The 14263-nt window shown below is 63.9% G+C and carries 13 protein-coding genes, 1 pseudogene and 1 riboswitch; of the genes and pseudogenes, 7 read left to right on the top strand and 7 right to left on the bottom strand.

Annotated features, from left to right (window positions below):
• Positions 1–2: 2 nt before the first annotated feature.
• The 4 genes from HNQ95_RS13990 (at position 3) to HNQ95_RS13975 (ending at position 2696) form a co-directional block, all read left to right on the top strand.
• On the top strand, positions 3–386 hold the full coding sequence (locus HNQ95_RS13990; RefSeq protein ID WP_067956710.1) for an RNA-binding S4 domain-containing protein: 384 nt from the start codon (positions 3–5) through the stop codon (positions 384–386).
• A 148-nt stretch (positions 387–534) separates the two neighbouring features.
• Positions 535–873 (top strand): ferredoxin FdxA, encoded by a 339-nt coding sequence (gene fdxA / locus HNQ95_RS13985; protein WP_067956714.1) that lies wholly within the window; start codon positions 535–537, stop codon positions 871–873.
• 359 nt (positions 874–1232) lie between these two features.
• On the top strand, positions 1233–1817 hold the full coding sequence (locus tag HNQ95_RS13980; RefSeq protein WP_067956717.1) for a CarD family transcriptional regulator: 585 nt from the start codon (positions 1233–1235) through the stop codon (positions 1815–1817).
• A 321-nt stretch (positions 1818–2138) separates the two neighbouring features.
• Complete coding sequence (locus tag HNQ95_RS13975) at positions 2139–2696, top strand: cysteine hydrolase family protein (protein WP_067956720.1); 558 nt, start codon at positions 2139–2141, stop codon at positions 2694–2696.
• A 25-nt stretch (positions 2697–2721) separates the two neighbouring features.
• Here HNQ95_RS13975 and HNQ95_RS13970 read toward each other — a convergent pair whose 3' ends face one another.
• The 3 genes from HNQ95_RS13970 to HNQ95_RS13960 all read right to left on the bottom strand — a co-directional run bounded on the left by HNQ95_RS13970 (position 2722) and on the right by HNQ95_RS13960 (position 5086).
• On the bottom strand, positions 2722–3495 hold the full coding sequence (locus HNQ95_RS13970) for an amino acid ABC transporter ATP-binding protein (RefSeq protein ID WP_182574279.1): 774 nt from the start codon (positions 3493–3495) through the stop codon (positions 2722–2724).
• Positions 3492–4172, bottom strand: coding sequence for an amino acid ABC transporter permease (locus HNQ95_RS13965; RefSeq protein WP_067956726.1), 681 nt, complete (start codon positions 4170–4172; stop codon positions 3492–3494). The genes HNQ95_RS13970 and HNQ95_RS13965 overlap by 4 nt, the downstream gene beginning before the upstream one ends.
• A gap of 140 nt (positions 4173–4312) precedes the next feature.
• Positions 4313–5086, bottom strand: coding sequence for an amino acid ABC transporter substrate-binding protein (locus tag HNQ95_RS13960; RefSeq protein WP_154386630.1), 774 nt, complete (start codon positions 5084–5086; stop codon positions 4313–4315).
• Between the two features lie 250 nt (positions 5087–5336).
• On the opposite strand from HNQ95_RS13960, the gene HNQ95_RS13955 reads away from it, so the two are divergent.
• Positions 5337–6206: an RNA polymerase factor sigma-32 gene (locus HNQ95_RS13955; RefSeq protein ID WP_067956731.1), complete on the top strand. Its 870-nt coding sequence runs from the start codon at positions 5337–5339 to the stop codon at positions 6204–6206.
• A gap of 60 nt (positions 6207–6266) precedes the next feature.
• Here the strand turns inward: HNQ95_RS13955 and HNQ95_RS13950 are convergent, their stop codons facing one another.
• The 4 genes and pseudogenes from HNQ95_RS13950 to thiB all read right to left on the bottom strand — a co-directional run bounded on the left by HNQ95_RS13950 (position 6267) and on the right by thiB (position 11527).
• Complete coding sequence (locus HNQ95_RS13950; protein ID WP_182574296.1) at positions 6267–7715, bottom strand: M48 family metalloprotease; 1449 nt, start codon at positions 7713–7715, stop codon at positions 6267–6269.
• Between the two features lie 186 nt (positions 7716–7901).
• Positions 7902–8662 (bottom strand): annotated as a pseudogene (thiQ, locus tag HNQ95_RS13945) (thiamine ABC transporter ATP-binding protein).
• On the bottom strand, positions 8659–10275 hold the full coding sequence (thiP, locus tag HNQ95_RS13940) for a thiamine/thiamine pyrophosphate ABC transporter permease (RefSeq protein ID WP_182574281.1): 1617 nt from the start codon (positions 10273–10275) through the stop codon (positions 8659–8661). The pseudogene thiQ and the gene thiP overlap by 4 nt, the downstream one beginning before the upstream one ends.
• A gap of 247 nt (positions 10276–10522) precedes the next feature.
• Complete coding sequence (gene thiB, locus HNQ95_RS13935) at positions 10523–11527, bottom strand: thiamine ABC transporter substrate binding subunit (protein WP_154386628.1); 1005 nt, start codon at positions 11525–11527, stop codon at positions 10523–10525.
• Positions 11528–11571: 44 nt separating this feature from the next.
• Positions 11572–11695: riboswitch (TPP riboswitch) on the bottom strand.
• A gap of 104 nt (positions 11696–11799) precedes the next feature.
• Between thiB and HNQ95_RS13930 the strand changes: the two genes are divergently transcribed.
• Together HNQ95_RS13930 and HNQ95_RS13925 are read left to right on the top strand one after the other, a co-directional pair.
• A complete protein-coding gene (locus HNQ95_RS13930) occupies positions 11800–12444 on the top strand; it encodes a thiamine diphosphokinase (protein WP_067966047.1) in 645 nt (214 codons plus the stop codon).
• 3 nt (positions 12445–12447) lie between these two features.
• Complete coding sequence (locus HNQ95_RS13925; protein ID WP_182574282.1) at positions 12448–14262, top strand: ABC-F family ATP-binding cassette domain-containing protein; 1815 nt, start codon at positions 12448–12450, stop codon at positions 14260–14262.
• Position 14263: the final 1 nt, after the last annotated feature.

Genomic DNA, 14263 nt, shown 5'->3' with positions numbered 1-14263 from the left:
CCTTGGCCGGCGAGGGAAGACAGCGCATCGACAAGTGGCTGTTCTTCTCGCGCGCGGTCAAGTCGCGCTCGCTTGGCGCCAAGCTCGCGCAATCTGGCGGCGTCAGGTGCAACGGCCAGAAGCTCAGCCAGGCCTCCGACATCGTCAAGGCAGGCGACGTGCTGACGATTACGCTCGATCGTCGTATCCTGGTCTACAAGATTCTGCTGGCTGGCGAGCGTCGCGGGCCGGCCGAAGAAGCACGCAAGCTCTACGACGACATCTCTCCCGCACCCACGCCGAGGGATGAGGCGCCGCCCGACGCCAGGCCGCCGCTGCGCGAGGTTGGCAGTGGCCGTCCGACCAAGAAAGAACGGCGGGCCACCGACAGGCTGCGCGACCAGTGACGCAAAGGCTCTGGAGCGGCGGCAACGAAGTTGAGAATTACGTTCCGCAAACGTGCTTCTGCGCGGAATGGCCGCCCTTGCAACGACCCCGCAAAGGGGATACCTCACCCGAAAGATACAAACTACGGGAAGTCCCGGAGCCTGCTTCATGACCTACGTCGTCACCGACAACTGCATCAAATGCAAATACATGGATTGCATCGAGGTTTGTCCGGTCGACTGCTTCTATGAAGGCGAGAACATGCTCGTCATTCATCCCGACGAGTGCATCGACTGCGGCGTCTGCGAACCGGAATGTCCGGCCGACGCGATCAAGCCTGACACTGAATCGGGGCTCGACAAATGGCTGCAGATCAACACCGAATATGCCGAAAAATGGCCGAATATCACGGCAAAGAAGGAGCCGCCGGCAGACGCCAAGGAATTTGACGGCGTCGAAGGCAAGTTCGAGAAGTTCTTTTCAGCCGAGCCTGGCGAAGGCAACTGAGGGTAGCGCGCCCTAAATGGCGCTAGATCGTTGGATTGAGAGCCGCCGTCGACTCTTGACGCGGCAGATTGTTCGCGTATGCAGCAAAATCTTGATTCTTCCGACTTTTTGTGTTAGAGCTAGCCCAACATGCCGATGACACAACGTCGATTTATGGCGCATAGCCTAATTCACTGAAAGGTGACAACCCTAATCCGGACCAGAGTAATCTGGGCCCGGCGGTCGCAACGTTTTGCGGTTTGCCGGTCCAGGCTCTTCCGATTGGGGGTCGAATGTCGTGCGGCAGAAGGTCGCGTTTTGCGACCGTCCCGATCAACCGGCCTCGGCGGGCCGGTGTCACAAGAAGGAGTTCAGGGCGTATGGCAACTTCCATCCCGCAGAAGAAATCCGCAGCACGTCACGGTTTCAAGACTGGCGAGTACATTGTCTACCCGGCGCACGGCGTCGGCCAGATCGTATCGATCGACGAGCAGGAAGTGGCGGGACACAAGCTCGAGCTGTTCGTAATCGATTTCCAGAAAGACAAGATGCGCCTCAAGGTGCCGGTCGCCAAGGCAACGTCCATCGGCATGCGCAAGCTGTCGGAGACCGACTATGTCGAGCGTGCGTTGAAGGTCGTGCAGGGCCGCGCCCGCGTCAAGCGCACCATGTGGTCGCGCCGCGCCCAGGAATATGATGCGAAGATCAATTCCGGTGATCTGATCTCGATCGCCGAGGTCGTGCGCGACCTCTATCGCGCCGACAACCAGCCGGAGCAGTCCTACTCCGAGCGCCAGCTTTATGAAGCAGCGCTCGACCGCATGGCGCGCGAACTGGCAGCGGTCAACCGCCTGTCGGAGACCGAGGCTGTCCGTCTCATCGAGACCAACCTCAACAAGGGTCCGAAGCGCGGCACCAAGGCTGACAACGAAGAAGCCGACGCCGAGCAGGAAGAAGCTGCCTGATAGGGCTTGTAAGATCCGCTATGAAAAACCCGGCCATTGGCCGGGTTTTTTGTTTGTCTGCCGAGAGGCAGTGCGTCTCAGCAGACAATGGTGCGTTGCGCGGCCAATCGGCTGAAAGTCACTTCTGGCAAATATCCTAGAGGCTCTGGCTGGATGAGATGCCGCCACTTCTGGACCGTCACCGCGGTTGCCGTGACCCTGCGACCGATGGGACAGGCCAGAAGGTGGCCCTGCTGGCCGAGCAGTTCGGCGTGAAAGCCGCTACTGAGCCGATCGGTTTTGCTGTATCCGACGCCAATCTCGCAACAGGAGAGGCAGCATATGGGCACCGCACTTCTTGTCATCGACGTGCAGAATGCGATCCTGAGGGGCAAAGGCACCTCAGAACGGCAGCCACTGCTCGAGGCTGCGCTCGACGATACCATCGGCAGGCTGCGTGATCTCCAGGACAGAGCGCGTTCTGCGGGCGTGCCGGTCATAGTCATCCAGCATGACGGCCCTGCGGGCCACCGCCTAGCAGTTGGCACGGAAGGTTGGGAAGTCCGGCCGGAGCTGGCCCCGCGGGCCGGTGACCTTCTCGTTCGCAAGAAGAGCTCGGACTCGTTTCACGAGACCGAGCTCGGCGCCCGCCTTGGGGAGCTTGGTATCTCGCATCTTGTCGTCGGCGGCTGCATGACCCAGTTCTGCGTCGACACGACTGTGCGTCGGGCCGTGTCGCTCGGTTACGACGTCACGCTCGTCGCCGACTGCCATACGACCGCCGATTCGGCCCATCTCACCCGTGTTGACATCATCGCCCACCACAACGAAACGCTCGACGGTTTTGGTGCCGGCGATGCCGTGGTCGATGTCCGCCCGGCCGTGGCAATCTCGTTCTGACCACTGCCTGGGGCGGCAGCGAGATCTAGCCTTCGCCGCCCTTGCCGTGGTCGTGCTGATGCGTGATCGTCGCGATGAACCGTTTGGTGCGCTCGTGCCTGGGATTGCCGAACACCTCGTTGGCAGGGCCCTTTTCAACCACCGAGCCCCCTTCCAGGAACAGCACCTCATGGGCAATCTTCGACGCCAGGCGCAGATCGTGCGTGGCGATCACCATCGTCGTGCCCTCGCGCGCCAGCTGGCCGAGCACGTCGACCACTTCCTGCGCGAGTTCCGGGTCGAGTGCCGAGGTCGGCTCATCGCACAACAGCACCTTGGGCGACGGCGCCAGCGCGCGTGCGATGGCCACGCGCTGCTGCTGACCGCCGGATAAGGTCGCGGGCCAGGCGTCGAGCTTGTGCGCCATGCCGACCTTGTCGAGCAGCGTCATGGCCCGCTCGCGTGCCTTCGCATCTGGCCATTTCAGCACCGTCACCAGCCCTTCCATGACGTTCTCGATCGCCGTGCGATGCGGAAACAACTGGAAGTTCTGGAACACCATGCCTGTCTGGCGGCGCAACTGCTGGATTGCCTTGGTGGCGACGCGGTGGCCGGGGCGGAATTCGAGCGTGTCGTCGCCGATGCGCACAGTGCCGGAGGTCGGAATTTCCAGCAGGTTGATGCAGCGCAGCAGCGTGCTCTTGCCGCCGCCGGAAGGCCCGACGAGGGCGGTGACGCTGCCCTCGCGGATCTCGACCGAAACATCCTTGAGCACGACATTGTCGCCGAATTGTTTGACGATGTGGGACAGTCCGATCATGACCGTGCCTCCAGGAAGCCGCCGTAACGGTTGAGCCGCTTCTCGAGCCTGACCTGAAGCGACGACAGCACCGAGCTCATTGCGAGATAGAGTATGGCCGCCTCGACATAGAGGATCAGCGGTTCATAAGTGGTGGCGACGATGCGCTGGGCTGCCTGGAACATCTCCGGCACGGTGATGGCGGCAGCCAGCGAGGTGTCCTTGACCAGCGAGATGAAGGTGTTGGACAGCGGTGGCACGGCGACGCGGGCCGCCTGCGGCAGGACTGTGCGACGCATCGCCTGCGACCATGTCATGCCGATAGAGTAAGCCGCTTCCCACTGCCCCTTGGCCACCGAGCTGATGGCGGCACGAATGATCTCGGAGGAATAGGCGCCGACATTGAGGGTGAAGCCGATCAGTGCCGCCGGAAAGGCGTCGAGCACGATGCCGATGCTGGGCAGGCCGTAGAAGATCAGGAACAGCTGCACCAGAAGTGGCGTGCCGCGGATGATCCAGACGTAGAAGCGGACGATGCCAGAAAGCCAGGTAGGCCCGAACAGGCGGGCAAGGGCTGCGCCCAGCCCCACGGTCAGGCCGAAGGCGAAAGAGAGAAGCGTCAGCGGGGCTGTGAAAACGAGCGCGGCCCACAACAGTGGGCCGAGCGAGTCCAGCATCAATTGAAGCCAGTGTGGCAAGATGAATGCTCCCTCTCCACAACAAACAAGCCCGGAAAATCGCAGATTTTCCGGGCAAGTTCATGGGAAAAAATGAGAGGTGGAAAATGAGCGCCTTACAGGCGGCCGCCACGCCGGGCGCCGCCTGAAGGGCAATGCTGTTACTGCGAGACGTCGGCGCCGAAATAGGTCTCGGAAATCTTCTTGTAGGTGCCGTCGGCCTTGATCTCCGCCAGCGCCTTGTTGATCGCCTCGACCAGCTCGGGCTCACCCTTACGCACGATCACGCCGGAGAAGTCGGCCTTGGCCTCTTCGGCGACGATCTTCACGTCGGCGTCGGGCTTGTGCTTCTTGAAGTCGAAGAACGATAGCGAGTCGTTGATGGTGGCGTCGGCGCGGCCGTTCAGCACCAGTTGGATCGACTGGTCGAAGCCATCGGTGCCGACGAGCTCGGCGCCATTGGCCTCGGCGATCTTGCCGAAATTGCTGGTCAGCGACTGGGCCGACTTTTTGCCCTTGAGGTCGGCGAAGCCCTTGATGTCCTCATTCTTGCCGCTGACGATCAGCACTGCCTTCGAGGCGATGTAGGGATCGGAGAAGTCGTACTTGGCCTTGCGCGCCTCCGTGATGCCGACCTGGTTGATGACGGCGTCATAGCGCTTGGCGTCGATGCCGGCGATCAGGCCGTCCCACTTGCCTTCGAGAAACTCTGCCTTGACGCCGAGGCGCTTGGCGATTTCCTTGCCGATCTCGACGTCGAAGCCGACGAGCGCTCCCGATGCGTCGTGATAGGTAAAGGGCGCGTAGGTGCCCTCGGTGCCGATCTTGAATACGCCGGCTGCCTTGATCTCATTGAGATTTTCACCGGCATGGCCGGCGGCGACGGCTGCGAGCTGGATCGTTGCGGCAACGGCCAGCGACTTAAACCACTTCATTTTGTGTGATCCCGATTTTGTGCCCGGCTTGCTGGCCGGGAAAGTTGTGATTGGCGGCAATCTGTCAGAAGCCAGCTCTCGACATAAGGAATGAAATTTCAAAATCGACGCAATACTGGAATGCGAATCTACGCAACTGAAGGCCGCCAGCCGCCCCGGAACATTCGACGATACGGCGCGTTAATGGCGCTGCGGGGCAGCGCGGCAATTGCGGTGCGCGTCTGGCTGCTCTCAGGACAAGGGGCGCAAGATGTATATGGATCGGGCAGGCCTGTCTGGCGAGCAGATGATGCTGAGGGCGGCGTCGCGCGCGCCCTATCTGGAGCGCGGCGAAGAGCTCGAGCTGGCGATCCGCTGGAAAGAGCGGCACGATCAGGATGCGCTCAACCGCATCACCACCGCCCATATGCGCCTCGTCATCGCCATGGCGGTCAAGTTCCGGCGCTACGGGCTGCCGATGGGCGACCTCATCCAGGAAGGCCATGTCGGGCTGCTTGAAGCGGCGGCACGCTTCGACCCGGAGCGTGAGGTCCGCTTCTCGACCTATGCGACCTGGTGGATTCGCGCCTCGATGCAGGACTATATCCTGCGCAACTGGTCGATCGTCCGTGGCGGCACGAGTTCGGCGCAGAAGTCGCTGTTCTTCAACCTGCGGCGCATGCGCGCCCGGCTCGCCCAGGGCGGCGACCCGCTCGGCGGCACCGCAGCCTATCAGGAGATTTCGGTAGCCCTTGGCGTGTCGGAAGCCGACGTCGCGCTGATGGACATGCGGTTGTCGGTGCCCGACACCTCGCTCAATGCGCCGCTCAGCGACGATGGCGATTCGGGCGAACGGATGGATCTGCTGGTCTCGGACGATCCCTTGCCGGACGAGCTGGTCGGCGAGGCGATCGACATCGAGCGCCGCTCGGGATGGCTGCATGACGCGCTCACCGTGCTCAATGCGAGGGAACTGCAGATCATCGAAGAACGTCGGCTGACGGAGGAAGGTGCCACGCTGGAAGAGCTCGGCACCTCGCTCGGCATCTCGAAGGAGCGGGTTCGCCAGATCGAGACCCGCGCCATGGAAAAGCTGAAATCAGCGCTGGAGCGGAAGAACTCGGCGTTCCAGGTCGCCTGAGCGCTGATCTCTTGGACCTGCATCGTGCTTGCCGAACGTCCCGATTTCCGGGCCGATGCGCTACCGGTCGGTGACGATCTTGACCTTGTCGCCGGCGGAGACCGAGGCGCCGGGCGCCAGCGCATTCAGAACCCTGAACAGGTCGAGCTTGCGGTCGACGCCGACCATGCTGGCGGCGAGCGAGCCCATGTTCTGGCCGGGCTGGACGGTGACGACGCGGATGCGCAACGGCTTCAGACCAGCCTTCTCCGCTGCCGTCATGACCCGGAAGCTGGAGCTGACCGAACGGGCGATCTGGTCCAGCGCGGTGCTGGCCGTCGGAGCGGCCGTCAGCAGGCGATAGACCTGCGCGCCATTGCGGATCACGACGATATCGAACTGCCAGCCTTCGGCGCTGGCGCGGGCGAAGGCCGCCTCGTTGCCGTTGATCGTATCGGCGCGCACGCTCGACGGGTCGAGGCCTGCGACCCAGCCGCTCTTGACGTAGTCGGTCAGTGGCAGCTTGGCGTCGATCGCCACGCCATCGAAGCGGATAGCCGTATTGTCAGGTCCGGTCGCTGTGACGGCGGCTGCCGTGTTGTCGATGACAAAGCCTTGCGGCACGGCAAACGAGATGCCGAGCTTGGGGTGCATGAAGGTGGTGCCGCGCACATAACCTTCGTCGGGCGTATCGCCGAACAGCAGGCCGTCGATGCCGGCGAGGAAGGAATCGCGATCGCGGCGGCCGATGCCGGGCGCGCCGAACTGGCGGGCGTGGCGCTGGGCAAGGTCGATGCGCTGCGGCGCGTTGGGGTGGCTCGCCAGGAAGTCGAGGCTGGCGTCGGTGGCGCCGCTGACCGCGCGCAGGTCGGAGTAGGCGGCCATCGACTGCAGGAAGCGTCCTGCGGCAAACGGATCGTAGCCGGCCTGGCCGCTCATCTTGATGCCGATGCCGTCGGCTTCCAGCTCCTGATTGCGCGAGAACTGGGCGAGCCGGAGCTTGCCGCGGATCAGCGCTGCCTTGGCGGTCGGGCTTTCGCCGAGCAGGTCGGTGACGACCTTGGTCGCCAACACTTCCTCGGCTTCCTTCTGCTGACGCTGGATGCCGTGGTTGGCAGTGACGTGGCCCATCTCGTGCGAGATGACGGCGGCAAGCTCGGCCGAATCATTGGCCAGCGCCAGCAGGCCGCGCGTCACGTAGAGATAGCCGCCGGGCAGCGCAAAGGCATTGACGTTGGGCGAGTTCAGGATAGTGATGCGGTAGGTCTGGTTCGGGTTGCTCGACACGGTGGTCAAGCTGCCGACAACCTTGGCGACCATGCGCTCAAGCTTGGGATCCGAATACTCGCCGCCATAGGTCGCCAGAATGCGCGGATGCTGCGCCTTGGCGATCTCGGCGAGCTTGTCGTTGCGGGTGACGTTGTCGACGGTGACAGGATTGTTGGACGGCTGGAAGCCTGACTCGCGGACATCGGAGGGGTTGAGTATCTGGCAACCCGAGACAAGCGCCGACAGCGCGACGGCAACCATCAGGCGCGCATAGCGGGGCGTTCTCGTCTCGATCAACATGTCGCGGCAGGTGGGCAGAGCTCGCGTCCTTTCGAAGTCTTTAGGCGGCAGGCAAAGCAGAAGCGGGCCCGACCAGATGGACGTAGCCACTGACGACTCGCCGACACAATAAGGCCGATACCGCCAATGTGGCGATTTGGCTGTAAATTATGTCCGCTTCCGGGCAACCCGGCGTGATCGCGTCATCACCGTTCACCGCCGATATAGTGTCTGAACGCTTCAGGTCCAGCATTGGTGAAGAAATCCGCAGTCTTTCCAGCCGCCGCGACAGTGCCAGCCTCGACGAAAACCATGTTTTTAGCCAGTTTTCGGGCATCTTCGGGCTGGTGTGTCACGAAAAGCACGGTCATGCCGCGTTCTGCATGAAGGCTCGCCACGAGATCCAGCATATCCTCGCGCAATGCTGGTCCAAGCGAGGCAAAGGGTTCATCCAGCAGGAGAATCGGCCGGTCGCGGACAAGGACGCGCGCCAGCGCCACGCGCTGGCGTTCGCCGCCCGACAGTTCGCGGGGCAGGCGCTTCTCCATGCCGGCGAGGCCGACGCGTGTCAGTGCGGTTGCCACGTCCCGCCTGTCGGCAGTGGCCAGGCGCAGCGCAGGCGAGCGACCGAGCCCGACATTCTTCTCGACGTCGAGATGGGCAAAGAGGTTGTTTTCCTGGAAAACCATCGACACCGGCCGCTCGGATGGCGGTGCGATCGTCACGTCGACGTCGCCGATCAACACGCGGCCTTCGCGCGGTATCTCAAAGCCGGCGACGAGGTTGAGCAATGTCGACTTGCCGGCGCCGCTCGGTCCCATGATCGCGGTGATCTCGCCCGGTGCAAAGGTCACGTCGAAGCGCACCATGGTGTCGCTATAGCTGAACACCACATGGTCGAGGCGTACCGCGGCACTGGTCGAGGTCATTTCGTAGTCTCCCTACCGAGGCGGTCGGCGAGCATCGTCAACGCCAGGCACAACAGGCCGAGCATCAATGCAAGTCCCGCCGCGTCATCTGTGCGGTAGCTGCCCATGCGGGCGAGCAAAAGGTAGGGCAAGGTCTGCACCGCGTCGCTGCCGAACAGCGCGATGACACCGAGATCGCCGAGCGACAGCGCCATGGCAAAGGAGAATGCCGTTGCAAGCGGGCGCTTGAGCACCGGCCAGTCGATCAACCGCAGCCTGTTCCAGCCTGAGATGCCGAGCTGGGCGCACAGCCTTTCGTGACGTTCGCTGGCCGCGTCATAGGCAGGGCGGACGGCGCGGACGGCAAATGGCATGGCCATAACGGCGTTGACGGTGACGACCATGAATGGCGCCAGCGAAAACACCTCGACCGACTGCCGCACCAGCACGAACCAGCCGGCACCGATGACGATCGGCGGCACCACCAATACGAAGCCGGCGCCGGTGTCGGTGAAGCGTTCGAGCAATGTCTTTTCGCCGCCTGTCCTGCTGCCGGCCAGTGCCCGGCGCGCCATGACGAGGGACAGCGCAAGCATGGTTGCGAGTGTTGCCGACAGCGTCGCAAGCACGATGCTGGTCAGTGTCGCACGCTGCACCGCCGCTTCGCCGGCGAGGCGGCCGAGATTGGCCTCAAGCCCGGAGACGATTGTCGCCAGCATCGGCCCGCCGACGAAGACGAGCGCCACAACGATGATGGCGGTGTTGAGCGCCTTCTCGCCGGTCTTTGCCTTGATGTAGTTGCGCTGGGCCACCGGCAGATTGGCGTCGCCGGTCGTGTTGGCACCGAGCCGCATCAGCGCCAGAACCACAACTGCCGTGAGCGCGATCTGCAGCAGGGTCAGGGCGACTGCGCGCGCGGGGTCGAAGTCGAAGCGCAACGCCTGATAGATCGCAACCTCAAGCGTTGTTGCGGCCGGGCCGCCGCCGAGCGTCAGCACGATGGTGAAGGAGGTGATGCACAGCATGAAAACGAGGCCCGCAATGCCGGGCAAGGCTGCTCGGATTGCCGGCCAATCGATCATGCGGAAGCTCGACCGTGCGCCCATGCCGAGCTGGCTCGCCAGCCGCCACTGGTCCGCCGGCACCGTCTGCAGCGCCTCCAGAATCAGCCGCGTCGCCAGCGGCAGGTTGAAGAAGACATGGGCAACGAGAATGCCGGACAGCCCATAGATGCCGGGCCAGGTGCCGCCGGTCAGCGCCGCCAGCGGTTCAGCGAAATAGCCGGCGCGGCCGTAGAGCGACAGGATGCCAAGGGCTGCGACGATCGCCGGCAAGGCGAGGGGAACGGCAAACAGGCGCAGGATCAGCGCGCGGCCGGGAAAGGCGGGATGCCGTGCGAGCGCTCGGGCAACGAAGATCGCCGGCACAACCGACAGCAAGGTCGACAGCAGCGCCTGCCACAGGGTGAAACGGGCAATGCGGAAGAGATAGGAATCGAAGGCGTCGGCAGCACCTTGTGGATTGCGTGCGGCCTCGATGCCAAGACCGGCAAATGCGCCGCCGATCAGGATGCCGATGGCCGCCAGCGCGATGATGCCGGCGGCGATGCGGGGGTCTGTACGGCTCACCGACATGCAGGGCCGCGATTGGCTAGGCGCAGGTGCGGCAGCCGCGATGGGTCGCGCTCTGTCCCACCCCCCTCTGGCCTGCCGGCCATCTCCCCCGCAAGGGGGGAGATCAGCGGCTTGGATGCCCACGCACCACCGGCAACCTCTGGGGTTGGCGAGAGCCATTCCACTACCAATCTCCCCCCTTGCGGGGGAGATGGCCGGCAGGCCAGAAGGGGATGTTCAAGCGCAACCATGGCAGGTCGACAGAGCCTTACTTGCTCATCACGCCGAGCCACTCGTCGACCCAGGCCTTGCGGTTGGCAGCCACCTCGTCGGCGCTGAAGATCAGCGTCTTGGTCGGCTTCACCAGCTTGTCGAAGGCAGGGTTGAGCGGCTTGTCGGTCTTGCCGGCGGGCAGCATCCAGTTGGTTTCGGGTACGGCGTCCTGGAAGCCTGGGCTGGTCATGAAGGCCATGAACTTTTCGGCCAGCGGGTTCTTGGCGCCGGTCGTGGTGATGCCGGCGACCTCGATCTGCAGGTAGTGGCCTTCCTCGAAGGACGCCGCCTGGTAACGCTCGGTGTTCTCGGCGACCATGTGGTAGGCTGGCGAGGTGGTGTAGGACAGCACCATCGGCGCCTCGCCCTTGGTGAACAGGCCATAGGCCTCGCTCCAGCCCGGGGTGACGGTCAGCACGCGGCCCTTGAGCTTGGCCCAGGCTTCCGGCGCCTTGTCGCCATAGACCGACTTGACCCAGAGCAGCAGGCCGAGGCCCGGCGTCGAGGTGCGCGGATCCTGGATCGCGATCTTTTCTTCCGGATTGCCCTCGACAAGTTCCTTCAGGCTTTTCGGCGGGTTCTTCAGCGTCTCGGTGTCATAGACGACGGCGAAGTAGCCGTAGTCGTAGGGAACGAAGGTGTCGTCCTTCCAGTCACCCGGAACCTTGACGTCGGCGCCGGCGGCACCATGCGGTGCAAACAGGCCGGTGGCCTTGGCTTCGGCTGTCAGGTTGGTGTCGAGGCCAAGCACGATGTCGGCCTTGGTCGATGCACCTTCGAGCTTGACGCGGTTGAGCAGTGCTACGCCATCGGCGACCGAGACGAAGTCGACAGTGCAGGCGCAGTCGGCTTCGAAGGCCTTCTTGACCTGCGGGCCGGGGCCCCACTCGGAGGTGAAGCTTTCATAGGTGTAGACGGTAAGCTTGCCTTCGGCAGCGGCAGGGAAAGCAACCGTGGCCAGCGCCAGGGCGGAAGTCATGGACAGGATCAACGAGCGCATCGGCGCCTCCTTCATTGGTGTTGAAAGGGAATTTGAAGCGCCGGGCGTCCGAAGCATCTAATCCCTCCGCCGGTACAAACCGGATCAGGTTCAGCGGGTTGGCCGGGACGGTTCCCTATGCCTCTCAGCCGGCACGCAATTGCGCGACCGGCACCCCGTTAGAGCGGTTCAACAAATAGGCTCGCGCATCAGGCCACGCAAGCGGTAGTTTGCCGGCCACCGACCGCGTCGCGGCCTTCCGTTTCGGCTGCCGGGCTGGTAATGCGCATGCCATGACCCGGTTCACCATACTTCTCGGCGGCGAGCTTTTCCGCACCCCGCGCCTCGACCGCCAGGTGGCGGGCAGCAGGGTGATTGCGGCAGATGCCGGTATCCGCCATGCCGCCACGCTCGGGCTGATGCCGGAACTGTGGCTCGGCGACTTCGATTCCGTGCCGGTAGATCTCGACCCGCGTTTTGCCGACCTGCCGCGGGCGACCTTTCCGGCCGAAAAGGACAGGACCGACGGTGAACTGGCCATCGATGCCGCGCTTCGGCTCGGCGCGACCTCGCTGGTGCTTGTCGGCGCCTTCGGCGGCGCCCGCGCCGACCACGCCTTCCTTCATTTCGCCCTTGCGCTCAGGCTTGCCGAAGCCGGCATCGAGGTGCTGCTGAGCAGCGGGCGCCAGGAGGCTTTGCCGCTCCTGCCCGGCAGCGCAGGCTTCGACTATGAAGACGGCATGCTGTTTTCGGTGCTCGCCTTCTCCGAGCTGACCGGGCTGTCCGAACAGGGCGCCAAGTGGCCGCTCGACAATGTCGACGTGCCGTTCGGTTCGTCGCTGACCCTTTCCAATGAAGTGCGGGGTCCGTTGCGGATTTCGCTCGGCAGCGGCCGTGCCCTACTCCTCGCTCATCCCTTTCCTGCCTCGGATTTCTGAAACATGGCGCCTCCGCTTCTCAATCTCGACGGCATCCGTCTGACCTTTGGCGGCACGCCGCTGCTCGATGGCGCCGCACTGACGGCCGCTGCCGGCGACAAGATCGCGCTTGTCGGCCGCAACGGCTCGGGCAAGTCGACGCTGCTCAAGATCGCGGCGGGCATGATCGAGCCGCAGGACGGCGTGGTGTTCCGCCAGCCGACGGCAACCATCCGCTACTTGCCGCAGATGCCCGACATGGACGGCTTCGCTTCTGTCCGCGCCTATGTCGAAGCCGGGCTCGGACCTGCTGACGATCCGCATCGCGCCACCTATCTGCTCGACCATCTCGGCCTGACCGGCGAGGAGCCTCCGGGCGACCTGTCGGGCGGCGAGGCGCGCCGCGCAGCACTTGCCCGCGTCATGGCGCCCGAGCCCGACATCCTGCTGCTCGACGAGCCGACCAACCATCTCGACCTCTCGGTCATCGAATGGCTGGAAGAGGAACTGATCCGCACCTCCTCGGCGCTGATCCTGATCTCGCACGACCGCCGTTTCCTCGAGCGCGTCAGCCGCAACACCGTCTGGCTCGATCGCGGCCAGACGCGCCGGCTCGACCGCGGCTTTGCCCATTTCGAGGAATGGCGGGACCAGATCCTGGAGGAAGAGGAGCGCGAGCAGCACAAGTTAGGCCGTCAGATCGTGCGCGAGGAGCATTGGCTGCGCTATGGCGTGACGGCGCGGCGCAAGCGCAACATGCGCCGTCTCGGCGAGCTGCAGACGATGCGCCAGACGTTCCGCAGCCATCGCGGTGCCGAGGGCGTGGCAACCATGGTTGCGAGCGAGGCGGCAGAATCCGGCAAGCTTATCATCGAGACCAAGAATATCGACAAGAGCTTTGGCGAGCTTTCAGTCGTCAAGGGTTTCTCGACCCGCATCCAGCGCGGTGATCGCGTCGGTCTCGTCGGCCCCAATGGCGCCGGCAAGACGACCTTGCTCAAGATGCTGACCGGCGAGATGGAGCCCGATGCCGGCAGCGTGCGGCTTGGCGTCAATCTGGAGATCGCCACCCTCGACCAGAAGCGCGAGGCGGTCGATCCGAACGAGACGCTGTCGAGCTACCTGACCGATGGCCGTGGCGAAAACCTCGTCATCAATGGCGAGCAGCGCCACGTCGTCTCCTACATGAAGGACTTCCTGTTTAAGCCCGAGCAGGCGCGGACGCCGGTGCGCGAACTCTCCGGCGGCGAACGTGCCCGGCTGATCCTGGCGCGCGTGCTGGCGCGTCCGGCAAACCTTCTGGTGCTCGACGAACCGACCAACGATCTCGACATGGAGACGCTGGAACTGCTTCAGGAACTGGTCGCCGGTTTCGCCGGCACCGTCATCCTGGTCAGTCACGACCGCGATTTCCTTGACCGCACCGTCACCAGCATCATCGCGCCCGACGGCGAGGGCCGCTGGATCGAGTATGCCGGCGGCTACGCCGACATGCTGGCCCAGCGCGGAGGCACCAAGCTCGATGACCGCAAGTCGCGCAAGGCGGCCAGTGGTCAGGCCTCAGCCGGCCGCAGTGAGGCCGAAGCGCCCAAGGCCGCGTCGAAAAAGCTGTCGTTCAAGCAGAAGTTCGCGCTCGAAAGCCTGCCCAAGAAGATGGAGGCGGTGACCGCTTCGATCTCGCGGCTGGAAAACCAGATCGCCGATCCGGCCTTCTACGAGCGCGACCCGCACGGCTTCCAGAAGACCATAGCCGCGCTCGACAAGGAGCGCGCGACGCTGACCGCTCTCGAAGAGGAATGGCTGGAGCTGGAGATGCTGCGCGAGGAACTGGAAGGCTAGC

Source organism: Aminobacter ciceronei, from assembly GCF_014138625.1.
In the GTDB taxonomy this organism is placed as follows: domain Bacteria; phylum Pseudomonadota; class Alphaproteobacteria; order Rhizobiales; family Rhizobiaceae; genus Aminobacter; species Aminobacter ciceronei.
This window is presented reverse-complemented; position numbering and strand designations above follow the sequence as displayed.

Bases quoted from the DNA above. Each gene is read 5' to 3' on its own strand.
- HNQ95_RS13960 (WP_154386630.1), bottom strand. From the start codon at position 5,086: ATGAAGTGGTTTAAGTCGCTGGCCGTTGCCGCAACGATCCAGCTCGCA.
- HNQ95_RS13925 (WP_182574282.1), top strand. From the start codon at position 12,448: ATGGCGCCTCCGCTTCTCAATCTCGACGGCATCCGTCTGACCTTTGGC.
- HNQ95_RS13975 (WP_067956720.1), top strand. From the start codon at position 2,139: ATGGGCACCGCACTTCTTGTCATCGACGTGCAGAATGCGATCCTGAGG.
- thiB (WP_154386628.1), bottom strand. From the start codon at position 11,527: ATGCGCTCGTTGATCCTGTCCATGACTTCCGCCCTGGCGCTGGCCACG.
- HNQ95_RS13955 (WP_067956731.1), top strand. From the start codon at position 5,337: ATGTATATGGATCGGGCAGGCCTGTCTGGCGAGCAGATGATGCTGAGG.
- HNQ95_RS13950 (WP_182574296.1), bottom strand. From the start codon at position 7,715: ATGGTTGCCGTCGCGCTGTCGGCGCTTGTCTCGGGTTGCCAGATACTC.
- fdxA (WP_067956714.1), top strand. From the start codon at position 535: ATGACCTACGTCGTCACCGACAACTGCATCAAATGCAAATACATGGAT.
- HNQ95_RS13930 (WP_067966047.1), top strand. From the start codon at position 11,800: ATGACCCGGTTCACCATACTTCTCGGCGGCGAGCTTTTCCGCACCCCG.
- HNQ95_RS13980 (WP_067956717.1), top strand. From the start codon at position 1,233: ATGGCAACTTCCATCCCGCAGAAGAAATCCGCAGCACGTCACGGTTTC.
- thiP (WP_182574281.1), bottom strand. From the start codon at position 10,275: ATGTCGGTGAGCCGTACAGACCCCCGCATCGCCGCCGGCATCATCGCG.
- HNQ95_RS13970 (WP_182574279.1), bottom strand. From the start codon at position 3,495: ATGATCGGACTGTCCCACATCGTCAAACAATTCGGCGACAATGTCGTG.